17 protein-coding genes are annotated in these 20372 nt (G+C 61.5%); 6 read left to right on the top strand and 11 right to left on the bottom strand.

The annotated features are described in order from the left end of the window. Window positions 1–72: 72 nt before the first annotated feature. The 8 genes from A477_RS0118055 to glmS all read right to left on the bottom strand — a co-directional run bounded on the left by A477_RS0118055 (window position 73) and on the right by glmS (window position 12781). Window positions 73–1158 carry an inositol-3-phosphate synthase gene (locus A477_RS0118055; protein ID WP_017200299.1) on the bottom strand — a complete coding sequence of 362 codons (1086 nt, stop codon included), beginning with the start codon at window positions 1156–1158 and terminating at the stop codon, window positions 73–75. A 168-nt stretch (window positions 1159–1326) separates the two neighbouring features. Then, complete coding sequence (gene mgrA / locus A477_RS0118050; RefSeq protein ID WP_017200298.1) at window positions 1327–2364, bottom strand: L-glyceraldehyde 3-phosphate reductase; 1038 nt, start codon at window positions 2362–2364, stop codon at window positions 1327–1329. Window positions 2365–2444: 80 nt separating this feature from the next. Then, window positions 2445–4217 (bottom strand): malto-oligosyltrehalose trehalohydrolase, encoded by a 1773-nt coding sequence (treZ, locus tag A477_RS0118045; RefSeq protein ID WP_026005743.1) that lies wholly within the window; start codon window positions 4215–4217, stop codon window positions 2445–2447. A gap of 75 nt (window positions 4218–4292) precedes the next feature. Continuing rightward, the gene (treY, locus tag A477_RS0118040) at window positions 4293–6605 is read right to left on the bottom strand and encodes a malto-oligosyltrehalose synthase (protein WP_017200296.1); all 2313 of its coding nucleotides are present in this window, start codon (window positions 6603–6605) and stop codon (window positions 4293–4295) included. Continuing rightward, entirely contained in the window at window positions 6602–8881 is a 2280-nt protein-coding gene (gene glgX / locus A477_RS0118035; protein WP_017200295.1) for a glycogen debranching protein GlgX, read from the bottom strand. The genes treY and glgX overlap by 4 nt, the downstream gene beginning before the upstream one ends. A 69-nt stretch (window positions 8882–8950) precedes the next feature. After that, window positions 8951–10528 carry an NAD(P)H-hydrate epimerase gene (locus tag A477_RS0118030; protein WP_017200294.1) on the bottom strand — a complete coding sequence of 526 codons (1578 nt, stop codon included), beginning with the start codon at window positions 10526–10528 and terminating at the stop codon, window positions 8951–8953. 17 nt (window positions 10529–10545) lie between these two features. Further along, window positions 10546–10893 carry a holo-ACP synthase gene (locus A477_RS0118025; RefSeq protein WP_011775548.1) on the bottom strand — a complete coding sequence of 116 codons (348 nt, stop codon included), beginning with the start codon at window positions 10891–10893 and terminating at the stop codon, window positions 10546–10548. A 4-nt stretch (window positions 10894–10897) separates the two neighbouring features. Beyond that, window positions 10898–12781: a glutamine--fructose-6-phosphate transaminase (isomerizing) gene (gene glmS, locus A477_RS0118020; protein ID WP_017200293.1), complete on the bottom strand. Its 1884-nt coding sequence runs from the start codon at window positions 12779–12781 to the stop codon at window positions 10898–10900. A gap of 139 nt (window positions 12782–12920) precedes the next feature. Here glmS and coaA point away from each other — a divergent pair, with 139 nt between their 5' ends. Together coaA and A477_RS0118010 are read left to right on the top strand one after the other, a co-directional pair. Beyond that, window positions 12921–13892, top strand: coding sequence for a type I pantothenate kinase (gene coaA, locus A477_RS0118015; protein ID WP_011775550.1), 972 nt, complete (start codon window positions 12921–12923; stop codon window positions 13890–13892). Between the two features lies 1 nt (window position 13893). Beyond that, complete coding sequence (locus tag A477_RS0118010; RefSeq protein ID WP_017200292.1) at window positions 13894–14766, top strand: D-alanyl-D-alanine carboxypeptidase family protein; 873 nt, start codon at window positions 13894–13896, stop codon at window positions 14764–14766. Between the two features lie 70 nt (window positions 14767–14836). Here A477_RS0118010 and glmM read toward each other — a convergent pair whose 3' ends face one another. The 3 genes from glmM to rplM form a co-directional block, all read right to left on the bottom strand. Then, the gene (gene glmM / locus A477_RS0118005; protein WP_017200291.1) at window positions 14837–16201 is read right to left on the bottom strand and encodes a phosphoglucosamine mutase; all 1365 of its coding nucleotides are present in this window, start codon (window positions 16199–16201) and stop codon (window positions 14837–14839) included. Between the two features lie 153 nt (window positions 16202–16354). Then, complete coding sequence (gene rpsI / locus A477_RS0118000) at window positions 16355–16861, bottom strand: 30S ribosomal protein S9 (protein ID WP_017200290.1); 507 nt, start codon at window positions 16859–16861, stop codon at window positions 16355–16357. Window positions 16862–16899: 38 nt separating this feature from the next. Beyond that, window positions 16900–17343 carry a 50S ribosomal protein L13 gene (gene rplM / locus A477_RS0117995; RefSeq protein WP_011775554.1) on the bottom strand — a complete coding sequence of 148 codons (444 nt, stop codon included), beginning with the start codon at window positions 17341–17343 and terminating at the stop codon, window positions 16900–16902. A gap of 288 nt (window positions 17344–17631) precedes the next feature. Between rplM and A477_RS0117990 the strand changes: the two genes are divergently transcribed. From A477_RS0117990 to A477_RS0117970, 4 genes are all read left to right on the top strand, one after another. After that, window positions 17632–18276 (top strand): prepilin peptidase, encoded by a 645-nt coding sequence (locus A477_RS0117990; RefSeq protein ID WP_017200289.1) that lies wholly within the window; start codon window positions 17632–17634, stop codon window positions 18274–18276. A 330-nt stretch (window positions 18277–18606) separates the two neighbouring features. Further along, window positions 18607–18795: a Flp family type IVb pilin gene (locus tag A477_RS0117980; RefSeq protein WP_044569151.1), complete on the top strand. Its 189-nt coding sequence runs from the start codon at window positions 18607–18609 to the stop codon at window positions 18793–18795. Between the two features lie 103 nt (window positions 18796–18898). After that, complete coding sequence (locus tag A477_RS0117975) at window positions 18899–19306, top strand: TadE/TadG family type IV pilus assembly protein (protein ID WP_017200287.1); 408 nt, start codon at window positions 18899–18901, stop codon at window positions 19304–19306. A 17-nt stretch (window positions 19307–19323) separates the two neighbouring features. After that, window positions 19324–20334 (top strand): pilus assembly protein TadG-related protein, encoded by a 1011-nt coding sequence (locus A477_RS0117970; RefSeq protein WP_017200286.1) that lies wholly within the window; start codon window positions 19324–19326, stop codon window positions 20332–20334. The last annotated feature ends 38 nt before the right edge of the window (window positions 20335–20372 follow it).

Raw genomic sequence — 20372 nt, 5'->3', positions numbered from 1 at the left:
AGTGATAGAGCGTCCGGGAACGACAAACGCCCCCGTATCGGAATACGGGGGCGTTTGGTGTAACGGGGGTGTTTAGCGTTCGATGTCGCCGCGGATGAAGGCTTCAACCTTGTCGCGGGCGAGGTCGTCGTTGAACTGCTCCGGGGGCGACTTCATGAAGTAGCTGGAAGCGGAAAGCAGCGGGCCGCCGATGCCGCGGTCCAAGCCGATCTTCGCAGCGCGGATGGCGTCGATGATCACGCCGGCAGAGTTCGGTGAGTCCCAGACTTCGAGCTTGTATTCAAGGGAAACGGGAGCGTCACCGAAGTTGCGGCCCTCAAGGCGGACGAAGGCCCACTTGCGGTCGTCGAGCCATGCAACGTAGTCGGACGGTCCAATGTGGACATCGTCGGCGTGGAGCTCAGCCTCGACGTTGGAGGTAACAGCCTGGGTCTTGGAGATCTTCTTGGACTCGAGGCGGTCGCGTTCCAGCATGTTCTTGAAGTCCATGTTGCCGCCGACGTTCAGCTGGTACGTGCGGTCCAAAGTGACACCGCGGTCTTCGAACAGCTTGGCCATGACGCGGTGCGTGATAGTGGCACCGATCTGGCTCTTGATGTCGTCGCCAACGATCGGAACACCAGCTTCAGTGAACTTGTCAGCCCACTCCTTGGTGCCTGCGATGAAGACAGGCAGGGCATTGACGAAAGCAACGCCGGCGTCGATGGCGCACTGGGCGTAGAACTTGGCTGCCTGGTCCGAACCGACAGGCAGGTAGCAGACCATGACGTCGGCCTTGGCCTCGCGGAGCGCGGCAACAATGTCAACGGCCTCTTCCGAGGCCTCGACGATGGTCTCGCGGTAGTACTTGCCGAGACCGTCAAGGGTGTGGCCGCGCTGCACGGTCACACCAGTGGCGGGAACGTCGGCGATCTTGATGGTGTTGTTTTCGCTGGCACCGATGGCGTCTGCGAGGTCCAGCCCAACCTTTTTGCTATCAACGTCGAAAGCAGCAACGAACTGGACGTCGTTGACGTGGTACTGGCCAAACTCGACGTGCATCAGACCCGGGATCGTGGCCTTGGGGTCAGCGTCGCGATAGTACTGAACACCTTGGACCAGCGATGCGGCGCAGTTACCTACGCCGACAATGGCAACACGAATCGGATGTGAAGACACGGAACTCCTTTTGAGAAATAACCTCAGGTGCCAGGCGCATCCCTGACTGAGTCCAGGGCACGGCTGATTGGCACGGCGCCATTCGGCGCACACTTGCATTGTAACCAACACAGCGGAAGCCGGTTTTGTTCCCTCCCGACTTCCGCTGTTTATGTCAGTTCTTGAACGTCACTTCTGCGCCCACAGATTGATGTCCGACTCGACGGCGAACTCGTCAATCGCCGTCAGCTCGTCTGTAGTGAATTTCAGGTTGTTGATTGCGCTGAGAGTGTCCTCAAGCTGGGCCACGCTGGAAGCACCAATAAGTGCTGATGTCACCGGCGAACCCTTGGGCTGATCGCGAAGGATCCACGCAATGGCCATCTGCGCGAGGGTCTGCCCGCGCCCCTCGGCAATGGCGTTCAGGCCTCGCACGCGGTTCAGCTTGTCTTCGGTCAGCGCGGACTCGGACAGGAAGCGTTCCTTGGCTGCACGGGAGTCCGCCGGCACGCCGTTGAGGTACCTGTTGGTGAGCATGCCTTGGGCGAGCGGTGAGAAGGCAATTGAACCGGCGCCCACCTGGTCCAGCGCTTCATACAGGTTGGGGGACCCGTCTTCCGTCCACCTGTTCAACATGGAGTAGCTGGGCTGGTGGATGAGCAGCGGGGTTCCGAGCTCCTTCAGGATCCGGGCAGCTTCGAGGGTCTGCTCCGGCGTATAGGAGGAGATGCCCGCGTAGAGTGCCTTCCCAGACCGGACCGCGTAGTCCAACGCACCCATGGTCTCTTCCAGCGGCGTTTCGGGGTCGGGACGGTGGCTGTAGAAAATGTCCACATAGTCCAGGCCCATGCGTTCCAGCGACTGGTCGAGACTGGAGATCAGGTATTTCCGGGATCCCCATTCCCCGTACGGCCCGGGCCACATGTAGTAGCCGGCTTTGGTGGAGATGACAAGTTCGTCGCGGTACGGCTTGAAGTCGTCCTTCAAGTGACGCCCGAAGTTGGTCTCGGCAGATCCGTCCGGCGGTCCGTAATTGTTGGCGAGGTCGAAATGGTTCACGCCGAGGTCGAAGGCACGGCGCAGGATGGCGCGCTGTTCGTCGAAGCGTTTGTCGTCGCCGAAGTTGTGCCAGAGGCCCAGCGAGATGGCGGGGAGCTTGAGTCCACTGCGTCCGACGCGGCGGTAGGGCATGGTTTCGTAGCGGTTTTCCGCGGCCGAATAAGTCATACGTACCATCCTGCCACTGCATAAACCGGGGTGACGGCGCTGTCCGCTATGTGGGCGCCGTCACCCTCGGTCCGGAGGGCTTACTGGACGCGCACGACGGCGGCGCTAGCGCCGGGAAGCATCAGTGTCCCTTCTTCCAGAGCTGCTTCGCTGTCGGTGGCCAACAACACGGAACCGGTCAGCGGCGTCCCAAGTGCTTCGTCCCCGAAGTTGCAAACCACCCGGACTGAGCCGCGGGAGAACTGCAGCCAGTGTTCGTCGTCGTCGAACTCAACGGAGGTCTCACCGAATCCAGCGTCCGCCAGCTCCGGAGTGTTCCGGCGCAGCTGTGCTAAATCCTTGTACAGCTGCAGCAAGCGGGCGTGGTCGCCTTCTCCTGCTTCGTCCCACTTGAGCTTGGAACGCTGGAACGTTTCCGGGTCCTGTGGATCGGGGACAACGGCCGGGTCCCAACCCATGCGTTCGAACTCCTTGATCCGCCCCTCCGCCGTAGCCTTCCCAAGCTCAGGTTCCGGGTGGGAGGTGAAGAACTGCCACGGCGTAGAGGCTCCAAATTCCTCGCCCATGAACAACATGGGCGTGAAGGGGGACGTCATGGTCAGCACAGCGCCTATGGCCAGCTTTCCGTACGACAGCGAGGCTGTGAGCCGATCGCCAATTGCCCGGTTGCCGATTTGGTCGTGGTTCTGCAAGCAGACCACCAGCGCGGAGGGATGCGCCAAGTCGTGCCTGATGGGCCGACCGTGATGCCGTTCCCGGAAGCTGGAGTAGCTGCCATCGTGAAGGAAGCCATGTTGCAAGACCTTCGCCAAGACTGCCAAGGAGTCAAAGTCCGCGTAGTAGCCGGTAGTCTCCCCGCTGAGGTTGACGTGCACTGCGTGATGGAAGTCGTCGCTCCACTGGCCTTCCAACCCGTAGCCGTTGTCCTTGCGCGGATAGATGAGCCGAGGGTTGTTCAGATCAGATTCGGCGATCATGGTCCGGGGAATTCCCGTTTCCGCCTCAATCTCATCTCCCAGCGCGCCAAACTCCTCAAGGATGTGAACGGCGCGCTCGTCCCGCAAGGCATGCACGGCATCGAGGCGAAGTCCGTCCACATGGTAGTCCCGGAGCCACATCGCCGCATTTTCCAGGATGTAGCGGCGAACGTCGTCCGAGCCGGGCCCGTCCAGGTTGACCGAATCGCCCCAGGTGTTGCCCTCCCCGGATTTCAGGTAGGGGCCGTACTTGGGCAGATAGTTGCCGCTCGGCCCGAGGTGGTTGTAAACAACGTCCTGGATGACACCCAATCCGGCAGCGTGCGCAGCATCCACGAAGCGCTGGTAGGCCTCCGGTCCGCCGTACGGTTCGTGAACGGCGTACCAAAGGACACCGTCGTAGCCCCAGTTATGGACACCATTGAAGCCGTTGACCGGCAGCAGCTCGATGAAGTCAACACCAAGCTCCACCAAGTAGTCAAGCTTCCCGGCGGCGGCATCCAACGTTCCTTCGGGTGTGAAGGTACCCAGATGCATCTCGTAGATCACGGATCCTTTGAGCTTCCGCCCCTTCCATCCGTTGTCCTTCCACGCATACATGGAGGGATCGAAGGTCGCAGATAAACCGTGGACCCCGTCTGGCTGCCTCCTCGAGCGGGGATCGGGAAACGGTCCTTCCCCGTCAATGATGTAGCCGTACCGCATTCCGTCGGCTTGCTGCGCCGCCACATCAGCCGGCGCGCGCCACCACCCGCGGGCGCCGCCGTCGTGATGGTGTTCCATGCCGTACTCCCGGTCTCCGACCAGCAGCCGAACAGAATCGGCGTTCGGCGCCCAGACGTCGTAACGGTTTTTTCCAGCAGCGTTTTCCAGCATCAAGTTCCCCTGTACGTGTTTAAGCGTGCTTGCAGTGACGATGGTGACGGTCAGATCATCAGGACCGTCCAACAATCAGTCCGTGGGTACCAGTAGGGCCACCGGGTATTGCTCCAGCAAAGTGGCCACAGGCACAGCACCGGCCCCGTATGTGGCCCCAGTGAGTTCATCCCGGCAGTCCACTGTCAGTTCGATGGACGTATCCCGCCAGCCGCCTTCCCTGGCCAGACGCTTAGGCAAACGCGTGGCAACGGTGAGAGCTCCCCGACGGTCGGACCCACGATCGAAGGCCACCACGTGTGCGGCGGCAGCGCCTTGGGCCGCTACCGGGAGGTAGCCGGCGAACAAGTCGGGCCTGTCACGGCGCAACCTTAGCGCACGGGAGACCACCAGAAGCTTGGCGGCCTCATCCGTGAACGCAGGCTTGGCACCGTCATCCAGCTCCGCCAAGGCAGCGATGCGAGCTTGGAAGTCCACTGGCCGCCGGTTGTCGGGGTCAGTCAGCGAGCCGTCCCTGAATTCGGTCCCTTGGTAGACGTCGGGCACGCCAGGCATGGTCAGCTGGATCAGTTTGGCGGACAGCGAGTTGGACGTTCCATAAGGTTCGAGCTCGTCCACGAAGTTCGTCAGGGCGGCGGTTACCTCCGGGACGTCGAATACGGCGTCGACGGCGGCAGCCAACTTGCGCTCGAACTCCTGGTTGGGGTCGGTCCAGTTGGTGGAATTACCGGCTTCCCGGGCTGCTTTCAAGGCATAAGACTGCAGCCGTTGGCGATCTGCGGGCCATGCGCCGACGATCGATTGCCAGACCAATGCTGAGAGGGGTCCATCGGGGATCGGGGCGAGTTCCTGGACGGTTCCGAGGAAAAGCTCCCATTCGGGAACTGCCTCGGAGATGACCGAGATCCTGGCCCTTGCGTCCTCGCTTCGCTTGGTGTCGTGAGTGCTCAGCGTTGTCATGGAGAGCGGCAAGAGCTGCTGCCTGCGGGCCATGCGCTCGTGGAAGACTCCACTGGGGATCGAGAATTCCGTGGGGTCCGCTCCGACTTCCGTCAGTGATCCGAGCCGGGTATAGCGGAAGAACGCTGTGTCCTCCACGCCCTTGGCCATCACCATGCCGGACGTCTGCTGGAAACGCCGGGCCAGCAAACTGGTCTCATCCAGCAAGAGCGGCTGAAGCTGGCTGAGGACGGTTGCCAGGTCAGGGCGCTCCTTGGCGGCGTTCTCCACGGACTCCATGAGCGTCTTTCCGCCGTAGGGCAGATATGTCCTGTAGATCGGGAAGCAGCAAATTACTTCGGCCAGTGCGTCGGCCACCTTGGCGAACGGCAGCTCCAAGGATTCAGGCACGAGGCGGGCAAGCCGCAGGATTTCCGAGCGCAGGATGCCATCGGCGATACGGCGCTTGGTCGCATGAATCATGGCGTGGTAATCCGCCGGAGCGTCCGCATTCCTTAGACGGGCATCGAGGGAGTTCAGGTACTCCTCCGCAGCCGGGTCCACAAAAAGGCGGTCAACATCGGCCAATGCGTCGTATCCCGTAGTCCCTTCGCAGTCGAAAGTCTCGGGCAGCCTCTCCCCCGGTTCCAGGATCTTCTCCACCAACAGGTAAGCGCCGCCGGTCGCCTCGCGCAGCCTCGCGAGGTAGCCCTCGGGGTCGGCGAGCCCATCGGGGTGGTCGATCCTCAGGCCGTCCACCAGTCCTTCGCGGAACCAGCGAACGATCTCTTCATGGGATTCGTCAAAGACCCAGGGAATCTCGACGCGTACGCCGGCAAGGGTGTTCACTGCGAAGAACCGCCGGTAGTTCAGGTCGGCGTCCGCCCGGCGCCAGCCAACCAACTCATAGTGCTGCCGTGCATGGACCTCGCGCGGGTTGTCCCCGGAGGTGTACGTCCCCTCGGCCAGCGGGAAACTGTGGTCGTAGTAGCGCAGTTCGTCGTCCACGAGCTTCAGCTCATCAAGGTCATCGTCACTTCCCAGGACAGGGATGCGGATTTTCCCCCCGCCGAACTCCCAGTCGACGTCGAAGGCCTCGGCATACTTTGAGCCGCGGCCTTCCTTCAGGAGCTGCCACCACCATGCGTTTTGCTTGGGCGAAGCAACGCCCATGTGGTTGGGCACAATGTCGGCCAGGATGCCTAGCCCCTTGTCCTTCGCTGCCTTCGACAGTGCGGCAAGCCCTTCGGAACCTCCCCTCGAGGGATCCACAGTAGAGGGATCGGTCACGTCATAGCCGTGATCCGAGCCCTTTTCTGCAGTCAGGATCGGTGACACGTAAACCCAGTCAACTCCCAAGGAGTGCAGGTATCCCGTGAGCTCAGCCGCATCCTGCAGTGTGAAGCTCGAACGAATCTGGAGCCGATATGTGGAGACGGGCGTTCTCATGCGTCCGACTCCTTCGCTTCATCTTCGTCATTGCCCTCGGGCGCAACGCCCTTGTAATCGAACGGCAACGACGTCACCGCGGGGGCGGTGATGGACGCCGTCTCCGGAGTGCTCGTCTGGGTCAGCGCGGCAAGGGAAGCAGCAACTGAGTGATCCGGTTCAATTTCCGGCGTGCTGTGCGCGCGGAGCACCACCAGTGACTTACCGCCAACCATCAGGATCTGGTCGGGCTTGATGACCCCCGCTTCAGCCCCTTCTCCAGCGGTATCGATCATGACATCCCAAGCGGGCGCGTACTCATCCGAAGGAATCCGGAATCCTACTTCGTCCTGGTCGGCGTTGAAGTACAGCAGGAAGTTGACGTCAGTGATCCGTCGGCCCTGCGTATCCCGGCCATGGATACCGTCGCCATTAAGGAACACGCCCACAGAGCGTCCCAGGGCTTCGTCCCAATCGGACGGCGTCATGGTGCTCGCGTCAGCGTCCAGCCATACGATGTCCGGGAGACGTTCGCCCTCACCACGCAACACCGGACGGCCATCGAAGAATCGGCTGCGGCGTAGGCTGGGGTGTTTGGCCCGGAGTGCGCTGACCGCTGCTGTGAACTCAATCAGGGGCTGGTCCACGTTGTCCCAGTTGATCCAGGTGAGCTCGGAATCCTGGCAGTAGCCGTTGTTGTTGCCGTTCTGCGTCCTGCCGAGTTCGTCGCCGTGCAGAAGCATGGGAACACCCTGGGACAGGAACAGCGAGGCAATGAAGTTGCGCTGCTGGCGTGCCCTTAAGCCAAGGACCGTGGGATCATCCGTGGGCCCTTCCACACCGCAATTCCAGGAACGGTTGTGGGATTCGCCGTCGTTGTTGCCCTCACCGTTGGCCTCGTTGTGCTTCTCGTTGTAGGACACAAGGTCGGCCAGTGTGAAGCCATCATGGGCGGTGACGAAGTTGATCGAGGCCACGGGGCGACGCCCGGAGTGCTCGTAGAGGTCCGCCGAGCCTGTCAACCGGGATGCGAACTCGCCCAAGGTGGAAGGCTCGCCGCGCCAGAAGTCGCGGACCGTGTCGCGGTATTGGCCGTTCCACTCTGTCCACTGGGGAGGGAAGTTGCCCACTTGGTAGCCGCCGGGCCCAACGTCCCAAGGCTCGGCAATCAGCTTCACCTGGGAGACCACCGGGTCCTGTTGGATGAGTTCGAAGAAGGTGGACAGCTTGTCCACATCGTAGAACTCACGGGCCAGTGTGGATGCGAGGTCGAAGCGGAATCCGTCAACGTGCATCTCGGTCACCCAGTACCGCAGGGAGTCCATGAGCAGCTGGAGGGAGTGGGGGCTGCGGACATTGAGCGAGTTGCCCGTGCCGGTGTAGTCCATGTAGTACTTCTGGTCGTCTTCCACCAGGCGGTAGTACGCGGAGTTATCGATGCCCTTGAAGGACAGCGTGGGTCCAAGGTGGTTTCCCTCGGCTGTGTGGTTGTACACGACGTCGAGGATGACCTCGATGCCAGCTGTGTGCAACGCCCGCACCATGGCCTTGAAGTCCTGGACCTGCTGTCCGGTATCACCCTTGGAGCTGTAGCTGTTGTGGGGTGCAAAGAAACCGATGGTGTTGTAGCCCCAGTAGTTGTTCAGGCCCTTGTCCTGCAAGATGCCGTCATTGACGAACTGGTGCACCGGCATGAGTTCGATGGCCGTGATCCCCAGCTTCTGCAGATGGGAAATAACCGCTGGATGGGCGACGCCGGCATACGTGCCGCGCTGCTCCTCGGGCACCTCCGGGTGCAGCTGGGTAAGGCCCTTGACATGTGCCTCATAGATCACGGACTTGTGGTACGGAATCCGCAGGAGCTTATCGCCGTCCCAGTCGAAGAACGGGTTGATGACCACGCCCAGCATCATGTGCGGCGCCGAGTCCTCGTCGTTGCGGGAGTCCGGGTCTCCCATGTTGTACGAGAACAGGGACGGGTCCCAGTCGATCTGCCGGTGGATGGCCTTTGCGTAAGGATCCAGCAGCAGTTTGTTGGGGTTGAAGCGTTGGCCGGCGTCGGGGTCGTAAGGGCCGTGAACCCTATAGCCGTACTTCTGGCCAGGTTGAACCTGCGGCAGATAACAGTGCCATACGTAACCATCCACTTCGGTAACGTCTACGCGGACTTCCCCGCCGTCGTCGTCGAAGAGACACAATTCCACTTTTTCGGCCTTCTCGCTAAACAGCGCGAAGTTGGTGCCGGTGCCGTCAAAGGTGGCACCCAACGGATAAGCCGATCCAGGCCAGACTTCCATGCGTTCTCCTCTTGATGATGCGAACAACTGTTGCAAGCCTACTCAAGCCCCCAGACACCGACAGCAACCTTACGGTCTTGTTGGGTCGTATTCCGCGCTGAGCGAACCAATAACGCGGGGTACAGCTGCCGCGATCGCCGAGGCTGTAAGGGGTCCCCCGTCGAAATCTGCCGATGCCAGAGCACCAGCCCTGCCGTGGACGCTCGCAGCAACCGCGGCCAGGGCAGCCCAGCGGTCGGCAGGGTCCAGACCCAAGGCCGCATATGCGCCGTCGTCGTTCCGGATGGACTCTGCAGCCTGCGCCAGCAGGGCGCCCAGAACGCCGGCCAGGACATCGCCGCTCCCTGCGGTGGCCATCCAGGCGGTGCCTTCGGATTGGCTGAACACCACGCCCGACGGCGACGACACCAGTGTGGTGGCACCCTTCAGGAGCACGGTTGCACCGGTCCGCTCGGCGGCCTGCCGCACGAAGTGGAGAGGCCGGGATTCGACGTCGCCCCGGGTCACCTTCACTTCCCCCGTGGCAGGAAGCGAGTTCAGCAAGGTAGCCAGCTCGCCGGCATGGGGTGTCAGTATCCACTGAGCGGGGCAGCGTTCCGGCAAGAGACTCAAGGCTCCGGCGTCGACGACCACCGGCAAATCGTCAGCGAGGGCCGAAGTGCCGGCTTCCTTCGCACGCTGCAGTTGTTCCTCGCCATCAACCCCGGACCCCAGCAACCAGACTTGGACACGGCCGGGATGATCCGTCTCCCACAAGGCTTCCGGAGTTCGGGCGAGAACCAGTTGGGCCGCAGATTGCGGCCCAAGGTAGCGCACCATGCCCACTCCGGCGAGAGCCGCGGCGTGAACGCTCAGAGTGGCAGCTCCCGCGAAACGCACCGAACCTGCCACTACTCCCAGGACGCCCCGCGAGTATTTGTGCGCACGTCGGCCGGGCTTGGGCAGCAAAGCGCCAAGGTCCAAGTCAGTGAGACGGCGAAGCTCAGGGTTGGCGTGTTCCAAGGATTTCCCGATCCCGATCGGCACTAGCTCTATGCGGCCTGCACAGCCCTCCCCCGGATCCGCCATGAGCCCGGCTTTGATACCACCAAATGTCACGGTGATATCCGCGTCCAGGACAGGCCAATGCACTTCCCCGCTGTTGGCGTCCAGTCCACTGGGGAGGTCGCATGCCACCACCAAACGGGGACGAAGCTCTTGGAGGGACGCCACCAATTCGGCCGGAGCTTCCCTCAATCCCCCGCGTGCCCCGGTCCCGAGCAGCGCGTCAATGATGCAGTCATCACCCGCGCACAGGACTGCAAGCTCTTCGGCGTTCGAGGCCTCCAGCTGGACAACACGCCCGCCAGCTGCGACAAAAGCAGCCAGCGCATCCTGATGCACCTCAGCTGCGGCGAGTACCGCCGTCGTGCGCATTCCGCGACGGGCCAACATAGCCGCAGCGAAAAGGCCGTCGCCGCCATTGTTGCCCTTGCCGGCCAGCACCGTGACACTGGCGCCTGCAAGCTTGCGCCTGCTTTTGACCTCGCGAACCACGGCCTGGGCCAGGCCATAAGCTGCCCGTTGCATCAGAACAGCGCCCTCACCGGAAACCAGGAGCGGCTGTTCCGCATCCCTGATCTGTAGTCCGGTGAAGGCGCTGATCATTGCTTTATGAAGTTCGCTTAGCCCTCGGCGAGGACAGTCGCCGTGGCTATGCCGCCGTCGTGGCTCATGGACAAGTGCCAGCGCTTGACGCCCTTGGCCTCAGCCACGGCAAGCACTGTCCCCTTGACTTGAACGGTGGGTCCGTTCTCGTCCAAGCCGATCCAGCAGTCCTGCCAGTTCATGCCCGCCGGAGCGCCCAGCACCTTGGCCACGGCTTCCTTGGCAGCAAAACGCGCGGCCAGCGACCGGGTGTTGAGTTCCCGCTCGGCAGGAACAAACAATCGGTCCCGGAGTCCCGGTGTCCGTTCCAACTGCCGACCGAACCGCTCGATGTCTACGACGTCTACGCCAATGCCAACGATCATGGCGTTATTCTACGGTCACGCTCTTGGCCAGGTTACGCGGCTGATCGACGTCGTAACCCTTGGCACCAGCGAGCTCAGCAGCAAAGATCTGCAGCGGAACAGTGGTGAGCAGCGGCATCAGCAGAGTGGGAGTCTCCGGTACGTAGAACACGTGCTCAGCGTAATCCTTGACCGATTCGTCGCCCTCTTCAGCGATCACCAGGGTTCGGGCACCACGTGCGCGGACTTCCTGGATGTTGCTGACTACCTTGGAATGCAGGGAATCGCGGCCACGCGGGGACGGGACAACAACGAAAACCGGCTGGCCGTCGTCGATCAGGGCGATCGGACCATGCTTGAGCTCGCCTGCGGCGAAGCCTTCAGCATGGATGTAGGCGATTTCCTTGAGCTTCAAGGCACCTTCGAGGGCTACGGGGTAGCCAACGTGGCGGCCCAGGAACAGGACGGACTTCTCGTCCTTCATGCTGCGGGCCAGCTCGCGCAGGGGCCCTGCGTTGTCCAGGATTTTCTGGATCTTGGCCGGGATCTTGTTGAGGTCCGCGAGGACGTCCTTGATCTGTCCGGAGAAGATGTTGCCCCGCAGCTGGGCCAGGTACAGGCCGAGCAGATACGCCGCTGTGATCTGCGCCAGGAATGCCTTGGTGGACGCGACGGCGATTTCCGGGCCTGCGTGCGTGTAGAGCACGGCGTCGGATTCACGCGGGATGGTTGAACCGTTGGTGTTGCAAATGGAGATTGTCTTGGCGCCCTGCTCGCGGGCGTAGCGGACAGCCATCAGCGTGTCCATGGTCTCGCCCGACTGGCTGATGGAAACCACCAGCGTGTTGGAGTCAACGATGGGGTCGCGGTAGCGGAACTCGTGTGCGAGCTCCACCTCGGTGGGAATCCGGCACCAGTTTTCGATTGCGTACTTGGCCACGAGGCCTGCGTAGGCTGCGGTACCGCAAGCCAGCACGATGATCTTGTCCACCTGCTTGAGGAGCTCAGGATCGATGCGGACTTCGTCAAGGGTTAGCTTGCCGTTGAGGTCAGAGCGGCCCAGGAGGGTCTGCGCTACGGCGTCAGGCTGGTCGTGGATTTCCTTCTCCATGAAGGAGCTGAATCCACCCTTTTCGGCCGAAGCCGGGTCCCAGTCAACGTGGTATTCCTTGCCCTCGGCCGGAGCGCCAAAGAAGTCGGTGATCTCCACGGTGTCCGCGGTGATGGTGACAATTTGGTCCTGTCCCAGTTCCACGGCACGGCGGGTGTAGTCGATGAATCCGGAAACGTCGGAGCCGAGGAAGTTCTCGCCATCGCCCAAGCCCACCACCAACGGGGAGTTGCGGCGGGCGGCCACGACGACGTCGGGCTGGTCCGCGTGGACCGCGAGAAGGGTGAAAGCGCCTTCGAGTCGCTGGCAAGCCAGGCGCATCGCCTCGGTGAGGTTGCCGCCGTCGCCATTGAGCTGGTTGCGGAAGATGTCACCGATAAGGGCGGCCGCAACTTCAGTGTCGGTTTCCGACTCGAAGGTGACGCCCTTGCCCAGCAGTTCCTGCTTAAGCTCAGCGAAGTTCTCAATGATGCCGTTGTGAATGACCGCCAGCTTGCCGCCGTCGGAAAGGTGTGGGTGTGCGTTACGGTCGGTGGGTCCACCGTGCGTAGCCCAACGGGTATGGCCAATACCGGTCAGGGACTCAGGAACGGGACTTGCTTCCAGTTCTGCGATCAAGTTGCTCAGCTTGCCGGACTTTTTACGGGACGAGATGGTCCCATCAGCGACTACTGCGACGCCGGCGGAGTCATAGCCGCGGTATTCCAGACGGCGCAGCCCTTCCACCACAACGTCAAGAGCGCTGTATCCAGCTGCCTTGCGAGACGAATTGCCAACATAGCCTACGATTCCACACATGGGTACAAGCCTAGCGGCTAGTGCAAACAACTGATGTGGGACATCCCCCCTCTGGCCCCTCTTTGTGCGAGAGCTGCCACTCATAATTCACCTGCCAGTCGCCCTGCATTTCCTGATCTGCCCCGCGGAGGGCAGAATCATGAGCGTGACTTTGCAACGCACCGAAGCTAATGGCGACGGCGCTTCCCCGTTTGTAGAGCTGGACCGTCAAACGTGGTCCCGGCTTGCAGCGCAGATGGAGCAGCCCCTCAACGAAGAGGACATTTTCCGTCTCCGCGGCCTCGGCGATCCCCTGGACATGAAGGAAGTCCGGGAGGTCTACCTCCCGCTGTCACGCCTCCTGCACCTGTACGTCGAGGCATCCCACCAGTTGCACGCAGCCACCACCACCTTCCTGGGTGAGCAGACGCAACGCACGCCGTTCGTGATCGGCGTTGCCGGTTCAGTTGCAGTCGGCAAGTCCACCATCGCCCGTGTGCTCCGCGAAATGCTCCGGCGCTGGCCTGGAACTCCCAACGTTGAACTCATCACCACAGATGGCTTTCTCTACCCCTTGGCCGAGCTGAAAAGACGGCATCTACTGGAGCGAAAGGGATTCCCGGAATCCTATGACCGCCGCGGCCTTCTTCGCTTCGTCTCGGAAGTCAAAGGCGGTGCTGAGGAGGTCCGCGCCCCTTGGTATTCCCACGTCACCTACGACATCGTGCCAGGCAAGGAAGTGGTGGTGCGGCGTCCGGATGTCCTGATCGTGGAAGGCCTCAACGTCCTGGCCCCCGCCCGTCCGCGCATGGACGGGAAACAAGGACTGGCCGTCAGCGACTTCTTCGATTTCTCCATCTATGTGGACGCCAAGACGTCCTACATCGAGGAGTGGTACGTAGACCGCTTCCGGAAGCTGCGGACCACAGCCTTCGCCCAGCCCGAGTCCTACTTCCACCGCTACGCCACGCTGTCCGACGACGACGCCGAATCCACCGCGCGCGGCATTTGGAAACGCATCAACGAGCCAAACCTCGAAGAGAACGTACTTCCTACCCGGGGACGTGCACAATTGGTCCTTACCAAAGACGCAGACCACTCCATCCGCCGCATGTTGCTGAGGAAGGTCTAGCTTGCAGAACAATCCCCAACCACTGCCCAGCCGGAGGGTTTTCGCGAGCCTGCTGACCGCTGGTGCAGGAATGGCCGCCCTCGCCGCCTGCACGCCGGACAGCACCGCTCCCTCCCCTGTGGCCGCAAACGCCGCCAGCGAGGTCCCTTCGGCCTCCGCAACGCCTTCCGTGGCCACGCCTACCGAGCCTGGACCCGTTGCGGTACCCGTTGAGCCTGCACCCTCCAGCGACATACCTGCCAGCACCGCCCCCTCGCATTCCGTAGCCCCTCAGCACTCACTGACGGATCCGGCGAGTCCTTGGGTTGTCGTCAACAAGCACAGGCCATTGGCCCCCCAGGACTTCGTTCCGACAGATTTGGTGCAGCCGGGCGTACGGCTCGCCGTCAGCGGTGAAGCGGCTTTGCTTAACAGCACGACGGCGTCTGCCGCAGAAAAGATGTTCGGCGCCGCAGCCGCGGAGGGCGTCATCATGACACTGGCCTCTGGTTACCGTTCTTATTCCACCCAAGTGACCACGTACAACGGGTACGTAGCCAGTACCGGTCAGGCTACAGCGGACCGCGCGTCCGCCCGGCCAGGGCACTCAGAGCACCAGACCGGCTGGTCCTTCGACATTGGCGACGGCGCGGGAGCCTGCAGCTTCCAACCTTGCTTTGCCGAACAACCCGCCGCTGTGTGGGCGAAAGCCAACGCCCACAAGTTCGGCTTTGTGGTCCGGTATCCGTGGATGTTCCACGACACCACCGGGTACTTTTACGAGTCCTGGCACCTGCGCTACATCGGCGTGGAGGCAGCCACGGATATGGCCACGCGCGGCATTGCCACCGTGGAAGAGTACTTCGGGCTCGAAGCAGCGCCGGACTACCTCTAGTTTCTTAAACACCGAGGCCCGCTCCCCTGCTTCAGCTGGAGCAAGATAGCGGGCCAAAAAGTGTGCTTTCCTAGACTGCCAATTCGCTGGGCGCACCCAGCCGGTCCTTGACCACGGCAGCAAGACCCTTGCAGATCCGCTCTGCTGTTTCCATGTCGGCGGCTTCCACCATGACACGGACCAACGCTTCTGTACCTGAGGGGCGGAGCAGCACACGGCCGGTCTCACCCAGTTCAAGCTCCGCTGCCGCAACGGCCTGGGCCACGCCCTCATCCGTGGCGGCACGAGCCTTATCCACGTCCTTGACGTTGATCATGATCTGCGGAAGCTTGGTCATGGCGCTCGAAAGGTCCTTGAGGCTGCGACCCGTGAGCGCAACCTGCGCGGCAAGCTGGAGTCCGGTCAGGACACCGTCACCCGTGGTGGCGAAGTCCGAGAAGATCACATGGCCGGACTGTTCGCCACCAAGGTTGTACCCGCCGTCGCGCATCTCTTCCAGGACATAACGGTCGCCAACACCGGTCTCCCGGATGGTGATGCCGGCATCGCGCAGGGCGATCTTCAGGCCAAGGTTGCTCATGACCGTGGCAACAAGGATGTTGTCTTTGAGCTTTCCGGCTTCCTTCAGTGCCAGCGCCAGGATCGCCATGATCTGGTCGCCGTCCACTTCGTTGCCTTCATGGTCGACGGCCAGGCAGCGGTCAGCATCGCCGTCGTGCGCTACGCCAAGGTCCGCGCCGTGCTTGACCACCGCTTCCTTCAGCGGACCCAGATGCGTGGAACCCACGCCGTCGTTGATGTTCAGGCCGTCCGGCTCTGCCCCGATCACCACGACGTCGGCCCCGGCGTCCTTGAACACCTGCGGTGAACAGCCGCTCGCTGCGCCGTGGGCGCAGTCCAGGACCACCTTCAGGCCCTCCAAACGTTTGGGAAGGGTGCCCAGCAGGTGCACGATGTACCTGTCCTCGGCGTCTGAGAACCGCTGGATGCGCCCGACGTCGGCGCCTACCGGCCGCTGGGGCTCTTTGCCCAGCTGCGCCTCGATGGCGTCCTCAACATCGTCCGGTAGCTTCTGCCCGCCCCGGGCGAAGAACTTAATGCCGTTGTCCGGAGCCGGGTTGTGCGAGGCAGAGAGCATGACTCCGAAGTCGGCGTCGAGGTCTGCCACCAAGTAAGCCGCTGCGGGCGTGGGGAGCACACCGGCGTCGTACACGTCGATGCCGGAGCTTGAAAGCCCGGCTTCAACGGCAGCGGCAAGGAACTCGCCGCTGGCCCGGGGGTCCCTGGCGACGACGGCGCGCGGCCGTCTCCCATCGCTTGTGCGGTCATGGCCGAGTACGACGGCGGCTGCCTGCGCGAGCTGCATAGCCAGTTCGGCGGTGAGCAATCCGTTCGCGAGACCGCGGACGCCATCTGTTCCAAATAATCTAGACATCGGGTCAAGTTTAGACGACGCCGGGACAGCACTTGTTCAAGGGGCCGCCGGAGGGTCACACACGGCGCCCCTCTTGACTCCCCTGCGTCGGTTCTGAAACGACGGAAGCCCGCCCCGCCGAAACGGCGGAACGGGCTTCCGAGTAAGCGCAGATTAACGCTTGGAGTACTGCTGAGCCTTACGTGCCTTCTTGAGACCAGCCTTCTTGCGCTCGATGACGCGGGCGTCACGGCTCAAGTAACCGGCCTTCTTGAGGGTGGCGCGGTTGTTGTCGACGTCGATCTCGTTCAGCGAGCGAGCAACACCGAGGCGCAGCGCACCGGCCTGGCCGGAGATGCCACCGCCGTGGATACGGGCGATGACGTCGTAGGCGCCTTCGAGATCGAGGATCTTGAAGGGCTCGTTGACGTCCTGCTGGTGCAGCTTGTTAGGGAAGTAGTTGTCCAGCGTGCGGCCGTTGATGGTCCACTTGCCGGAGCCCGGAACAACGCGAACGCGTGCAACGGCTTCCTTGCGGCGGCCAACAGCTGCACCGGCAACGGTCAGTGCCGGGCGCTCCTTCTTGGGCGCATCTTCACCAGATGTGCTTTCAGAGGTGTAGCTGGTGAGGGTTTCCTCAGCCTCGACGGCTTCGGCGGTCAGTTCTTCGTTCTGAGCCACGGTTCTCCTTGTAATGAAAAGTTGTTTGGTGGCCAGGACTACTGGGCGACCTGGGTGATTTCGAAAGTCTTCGGCTGCTGTGCAGCGTGGGGGTGCTCCGGGCCTGCGTAGACCTTGAGCTTGCCCAACTGCTGAGCGGCGAGGGAGTTCTTGGGGAGCATGCCCTTGATGGCCTTCTCAACAGCGCGAACCGGGTTGGATTCCAACAGCTCGGCGTAGTTGACGGAGGTCAGGCCGCCCGGGTAACCGGAGTGGCGGTATGCGCGCTTCTGCTCCAGCTTGGCGCCGGTGAGGGCAACCTTTTCAGCGTTGATGATGATGACGAAGTCGCCCATGTCCATGTGGGACGCAAAGGTCGGCTTGTGCTTTCCGCGCAGCAGTGTTGCGGTCTGGCTGGCAAGACGACCAAGGACAACGTCGGTGGCGTCAATGACGTGCCACTGGCGGTTGATATCGCCGGGCTTCGGGGTGTACGTACGCACGGTTTTGCCTCGTTCTTGTTCTGGCGTTCATGTTTTAGGCGGCACGCAATAAGGCGTGCACCTACTATGTATGCGCTACCGGAGCAGAGGTGAGGGCTCTATGTACCAGTTATCCCAAGATCTCGAAATGCCTCAGGAGTTAGCGATCCTGCAACTGGATCCCCCGGAAGGCATGTGTCATCGAGATAGGACACGCACAACGACTCTAAACAATACCGTCACTAGGGCGTCCGGGTCAAAATGGGGTAACCGCCCCCAGGGGTAGCGCACTTTTACTAAGGGAGAAACATGACCGATGGCCCCGGCGTCCCGCTCCTCATTGCGCTCCTCGGGTTGCTGCTCAGCCCTACTGCCGAGCTAGTGATCGCCCGCGGCCTTCCGCGCCTGGGCGGACTCCCCTCCCCTGCCGTCCGGATTACGACGGCGGCAATCACCGCGCTGCTCTTTGCGCTGCTGGGGTGGCGCTTTGGTTTTACTCCGGAATTGCCGGCGTTCCTTTTATTGGCACTCGTTGGGGTGCAGCTTTCGAGAATTGATTTCACCCTCCACTTGCTGCCAAACCCCCTCGTTTTGTTCCTGCTGGGGGGCGGTTTTGTTCTCCTTGCCACGTCCGCGGCACTGGATCCCGCCTGGCCCGAGCTGCTCCGAGCACTCGCTGGAGGCCTCATACTCTTCGTTTGCTACCTGATTCTGGGACTTATTTCGCCGAGAAGCCTCGGAATGGGCGATGTGAAGCTCGCAGCACCCATCGGACTGTACTTGGGGTACTTGGGTTGGAAGCAAGTACTCTACGGCGGGCTACTGGGATTTGTGGTGGGCGGGGTGCTCACGGTGCTGATGTTGCGCCTGAATCGCAAGGAAAAGACGGTGGAAACGGCGCACGGACCCGCGATGGTTATCGCAGCACTGGGTGTGACTCTCCTACTTCAGTAGTCCTTGTTCTCCTGGATTTCCGGGGCCCTGCATGGCCTCAAAAATGTAAGGCTGCTGTCTATTCCAAGTAGCCCCTCCCCTTTTGGGCTTCCAAACTGAGTACTCCCCCGCCCTTCTACGGGTGACCGCGTCATATGCGTTGCAGGAATTCGAGTACGACTACGCATTGTTCAGCAGCGCGTCCAGGGTGAATTCTTATCTCATCGAGTTCCGAACCGCTAAAGGCAACATGGGGGTAGTTCGGGAATCGAAAGCAAATTCCGATAATTTGCTGGACCTATAACCAAGAAATCTAAAAACACTAAATTCATTCTGGGAAGGAATTTTCCAATGTCTGCTCTTATGTTCACCATCACTTCGTACATCGCCGGCGTCAAGGACCGCTTCACCAAGGAAGAGAGGGGCGCGACGATGGTTGAATACGGCATCATGGTCGCCGCCATCGCAGTCGTCGTCGGTGTTGCCGCCTTCGCACTTGGTGTTCGAGTCGATCTCCTCTTCGACGGCATCGTCTTCTAGGCTCAGCCAGTGACGTGGTTGGTCGCGGCTGCCGTTTGGCAACCACGACCAACCCGTTGCTTTAAGGGCACATTCTGTTGAGATCTGGGACTTGGAGACGGATGTGAAATCCAAAACAAATGAGCGTGGCGCAGCGGCCGTGGAATTGGCCATCATACTGCCACTTTTGCTGCTAATCCTGTTCGGAATCATGGAGTTCGGGCGCGCCTACAATGTCCAGGTTTCCCTCACGCAAGCGGCGCGTGAAGGTGCCCGCCACGCGGCGGTGCACTACCAGGACGGCAGCTTGGACGTCTCCGGCGCAGCTTTGGCGGCCGCGCCGGCCTTGGACGGGCTGGGGGTCACTGTTTCAGATAATGCTTCGAACTGTGCACCCGGTTCCAACGTGGAAGTCACGACCAGCGTTTCATTGCAGTCAATGACCGGTTTTCTGGATGCTGGCTTCTTCGGTGGATCCGGAATCTTCCCAATCAATATGACAGGTGTCGGGGTGATGAGATGCGGTGGTTAGCGAAATTCCGAGCCCGTATGGTGGTTGCGGCTGGTACCAATGAGTCCGGCGAACGAGGTGCCGTTGCGGTTTTGGTCGCTGGTTCGATGGTGGTTCTCCTAGGCTTCGCCGCGTTGGCCGTTGATGTGGGCGCGGTTTATGCGGAGAAAGCACAGTTACAGAATGGTGCCGATGCCGCAGCCTTGGCGGTCGCTTCGGATTGCGCCAGCGGCAGCTGCGGCGACAGTTCCGGGACTGCTGACTTCTTCGCCAATAACAATGCAAACGATGCATCCAGCGGAGCCGCCGTCTCGTTTCCGGCGGCGACCACCGTTCGCGTCGTCACAAACGCCCGTACCAACGGAGAAGACAATCTCACGCTCCTTTTTGCCAGGGCTTTGGGGTACGACACGGCCGAAGTGGGCGCGGCTGCAGAAGCCTCGTGGGGTGCACCTTCCACGGCCACCACGCTTCCCTGGACTGTCAGCGAGTGTGTCTTCAAGAAGTACCTCTCAGCAACGCAACTTGCATCCTTGAACTCCACGGGGACCTTTACAGGCGACCCGACACCGACCCATATCCTCCTCAGGTACGACGAGAATGCACCCACGGTGCCCGGCTGTGCTGCGCAAAACGGATATCAACCTGGTGGTTTCGGCTGGCTGCTCACTGACACGGGCTGCACAACGGACATCGATCTTGATGCAACCGTGGATGGACAAACAGGCAACCACTTCCCGAACGCAACCGGCTGCAACACTGCCCTGGCAAACATCATGAATGAGCCGGCATTGATACCCCTCTTCGATTCAGCTACCGGTAACGGAAGCAATGCGGAATACACGCTTATAGGTTTCGCGGCATTCCAGGTAACCGGTTACAAGTTCAGCGGCTCTGGGGCCGTTGTGGACCCTCTTGCTCCAAGTTGCAACGGAAATTGCCGGGGGCTTCAGGGGTTCTTCACCCGCTTCGTATCACTCGAAGAGGGCATGCAAGTAACGCCAGGCATCCCTAACTATGGGGCCTCCGTTGTCTCGCTCACCGAGTAGCCGCATCTGATACGGCAACTCACCATTCCTATTATTTG

The sequence above is a fragment of the Arthrobacter sp. M2012083 genome (assembly GCF_000281065.1).
GTDB lineage: Bacteria > Actinomycetota > Actinomycetes > Actinomycetales > Micrococcaceae > Arthrobacter.
Note: the sequence above shows the minus strand (reverse complement) of the source record. Positions and strands in the feature narration are given on the sequence as shown.

What these genes read in the sequence shown, in the direction of transcription:
- mgrA (WP_017200298.1), bottom strand. Translation starts at nt 2,364, where the DNA reads ATGACTTATTCGGCCGCGGAAAACCGCTACGAAACCATGCCCTACCGC.
- treZ (WP_026005743.1), bottom strand. Translation starts at nt 4,217, where the DNA reads ATGCTGGAAAACGCTGCTGGAAAAAACCGTTACGACGTCTGGGCGCCG.
- treY (WP_017200296.1), bottom strand. Translation starts at nt 6,605, where the DNA reads ATGAGAACGCCCGTCTCCACATATCGGCTCCAGATTCGTTCGAGCTTC.
- glgX (WP_017200295.1), bottom strand. Translation starts at nt 8,881, where the DNA reads ATGGAAGTCTGGCCTGGATCGGCTTATCCGTTGGGTGCCACCTTTGAC.
- A477_RS0118030 (WP_017200294.1), bottom strand. Translation starts at nt 10,528, where the DNA reads ATGATCAGCGCCTTCACCGGACTACAGATCAGGGATGCGGAACAGCCG.
- A477_RS0118025 (WP_011775548.1), bottom strand. Translation starts at nt 10,893, where the DNA reads ATGATCGTTGGCATTGGCGTAGACGTCGTAGACATCGAGCGGTTCGGT.
- glmS (WP_017200293.1), bottom strand. Translation starts at nt 12,781, where the DNA reads ATGTGTGGAATCGTAGGCTATGTTGGCAATTCGTCTCGCAAGGCAGCT.
- coaA (WP_011775550.1), top strand. Translation starts at nt 12,921, where the DNA reads ATGAGCGTGACTTTGCAACGCACCGAAGCTAATGGCGACGGCGCTTCC.
- glmM (WP_017200291.1), bottom strand. Translation starts at nt 16,201, where the DNA reads ATGTCTAGATTATTTGGAACAGATGGCGTCCGCGGTCTCGCGAACGGA.
- A477_RS0117990 (WP_017200289.1), top strand. Translation starts at nt 17,632, where the DNA reads ATGACCGATGGCCCCGGCGTCCCGCTCCTCATTGCGCTCCTCGGGTTG.
- A477_RS0117980 (WP_044569151.1), top strand. Translation starts at nt 18,607, where the DNA reads ATGTCTGCTCTTATGTTCACCATCACTTCGTACATCGCCGGCGTCAAG.
- A477_RS0117970 (WP_017200286.1), top strand. Translation starts at nt 19,324, where the DNA reads ATGGTGGTTGCGGCTGGTACCAATGAGTCCGGCGAACGAGGTGCCGTT.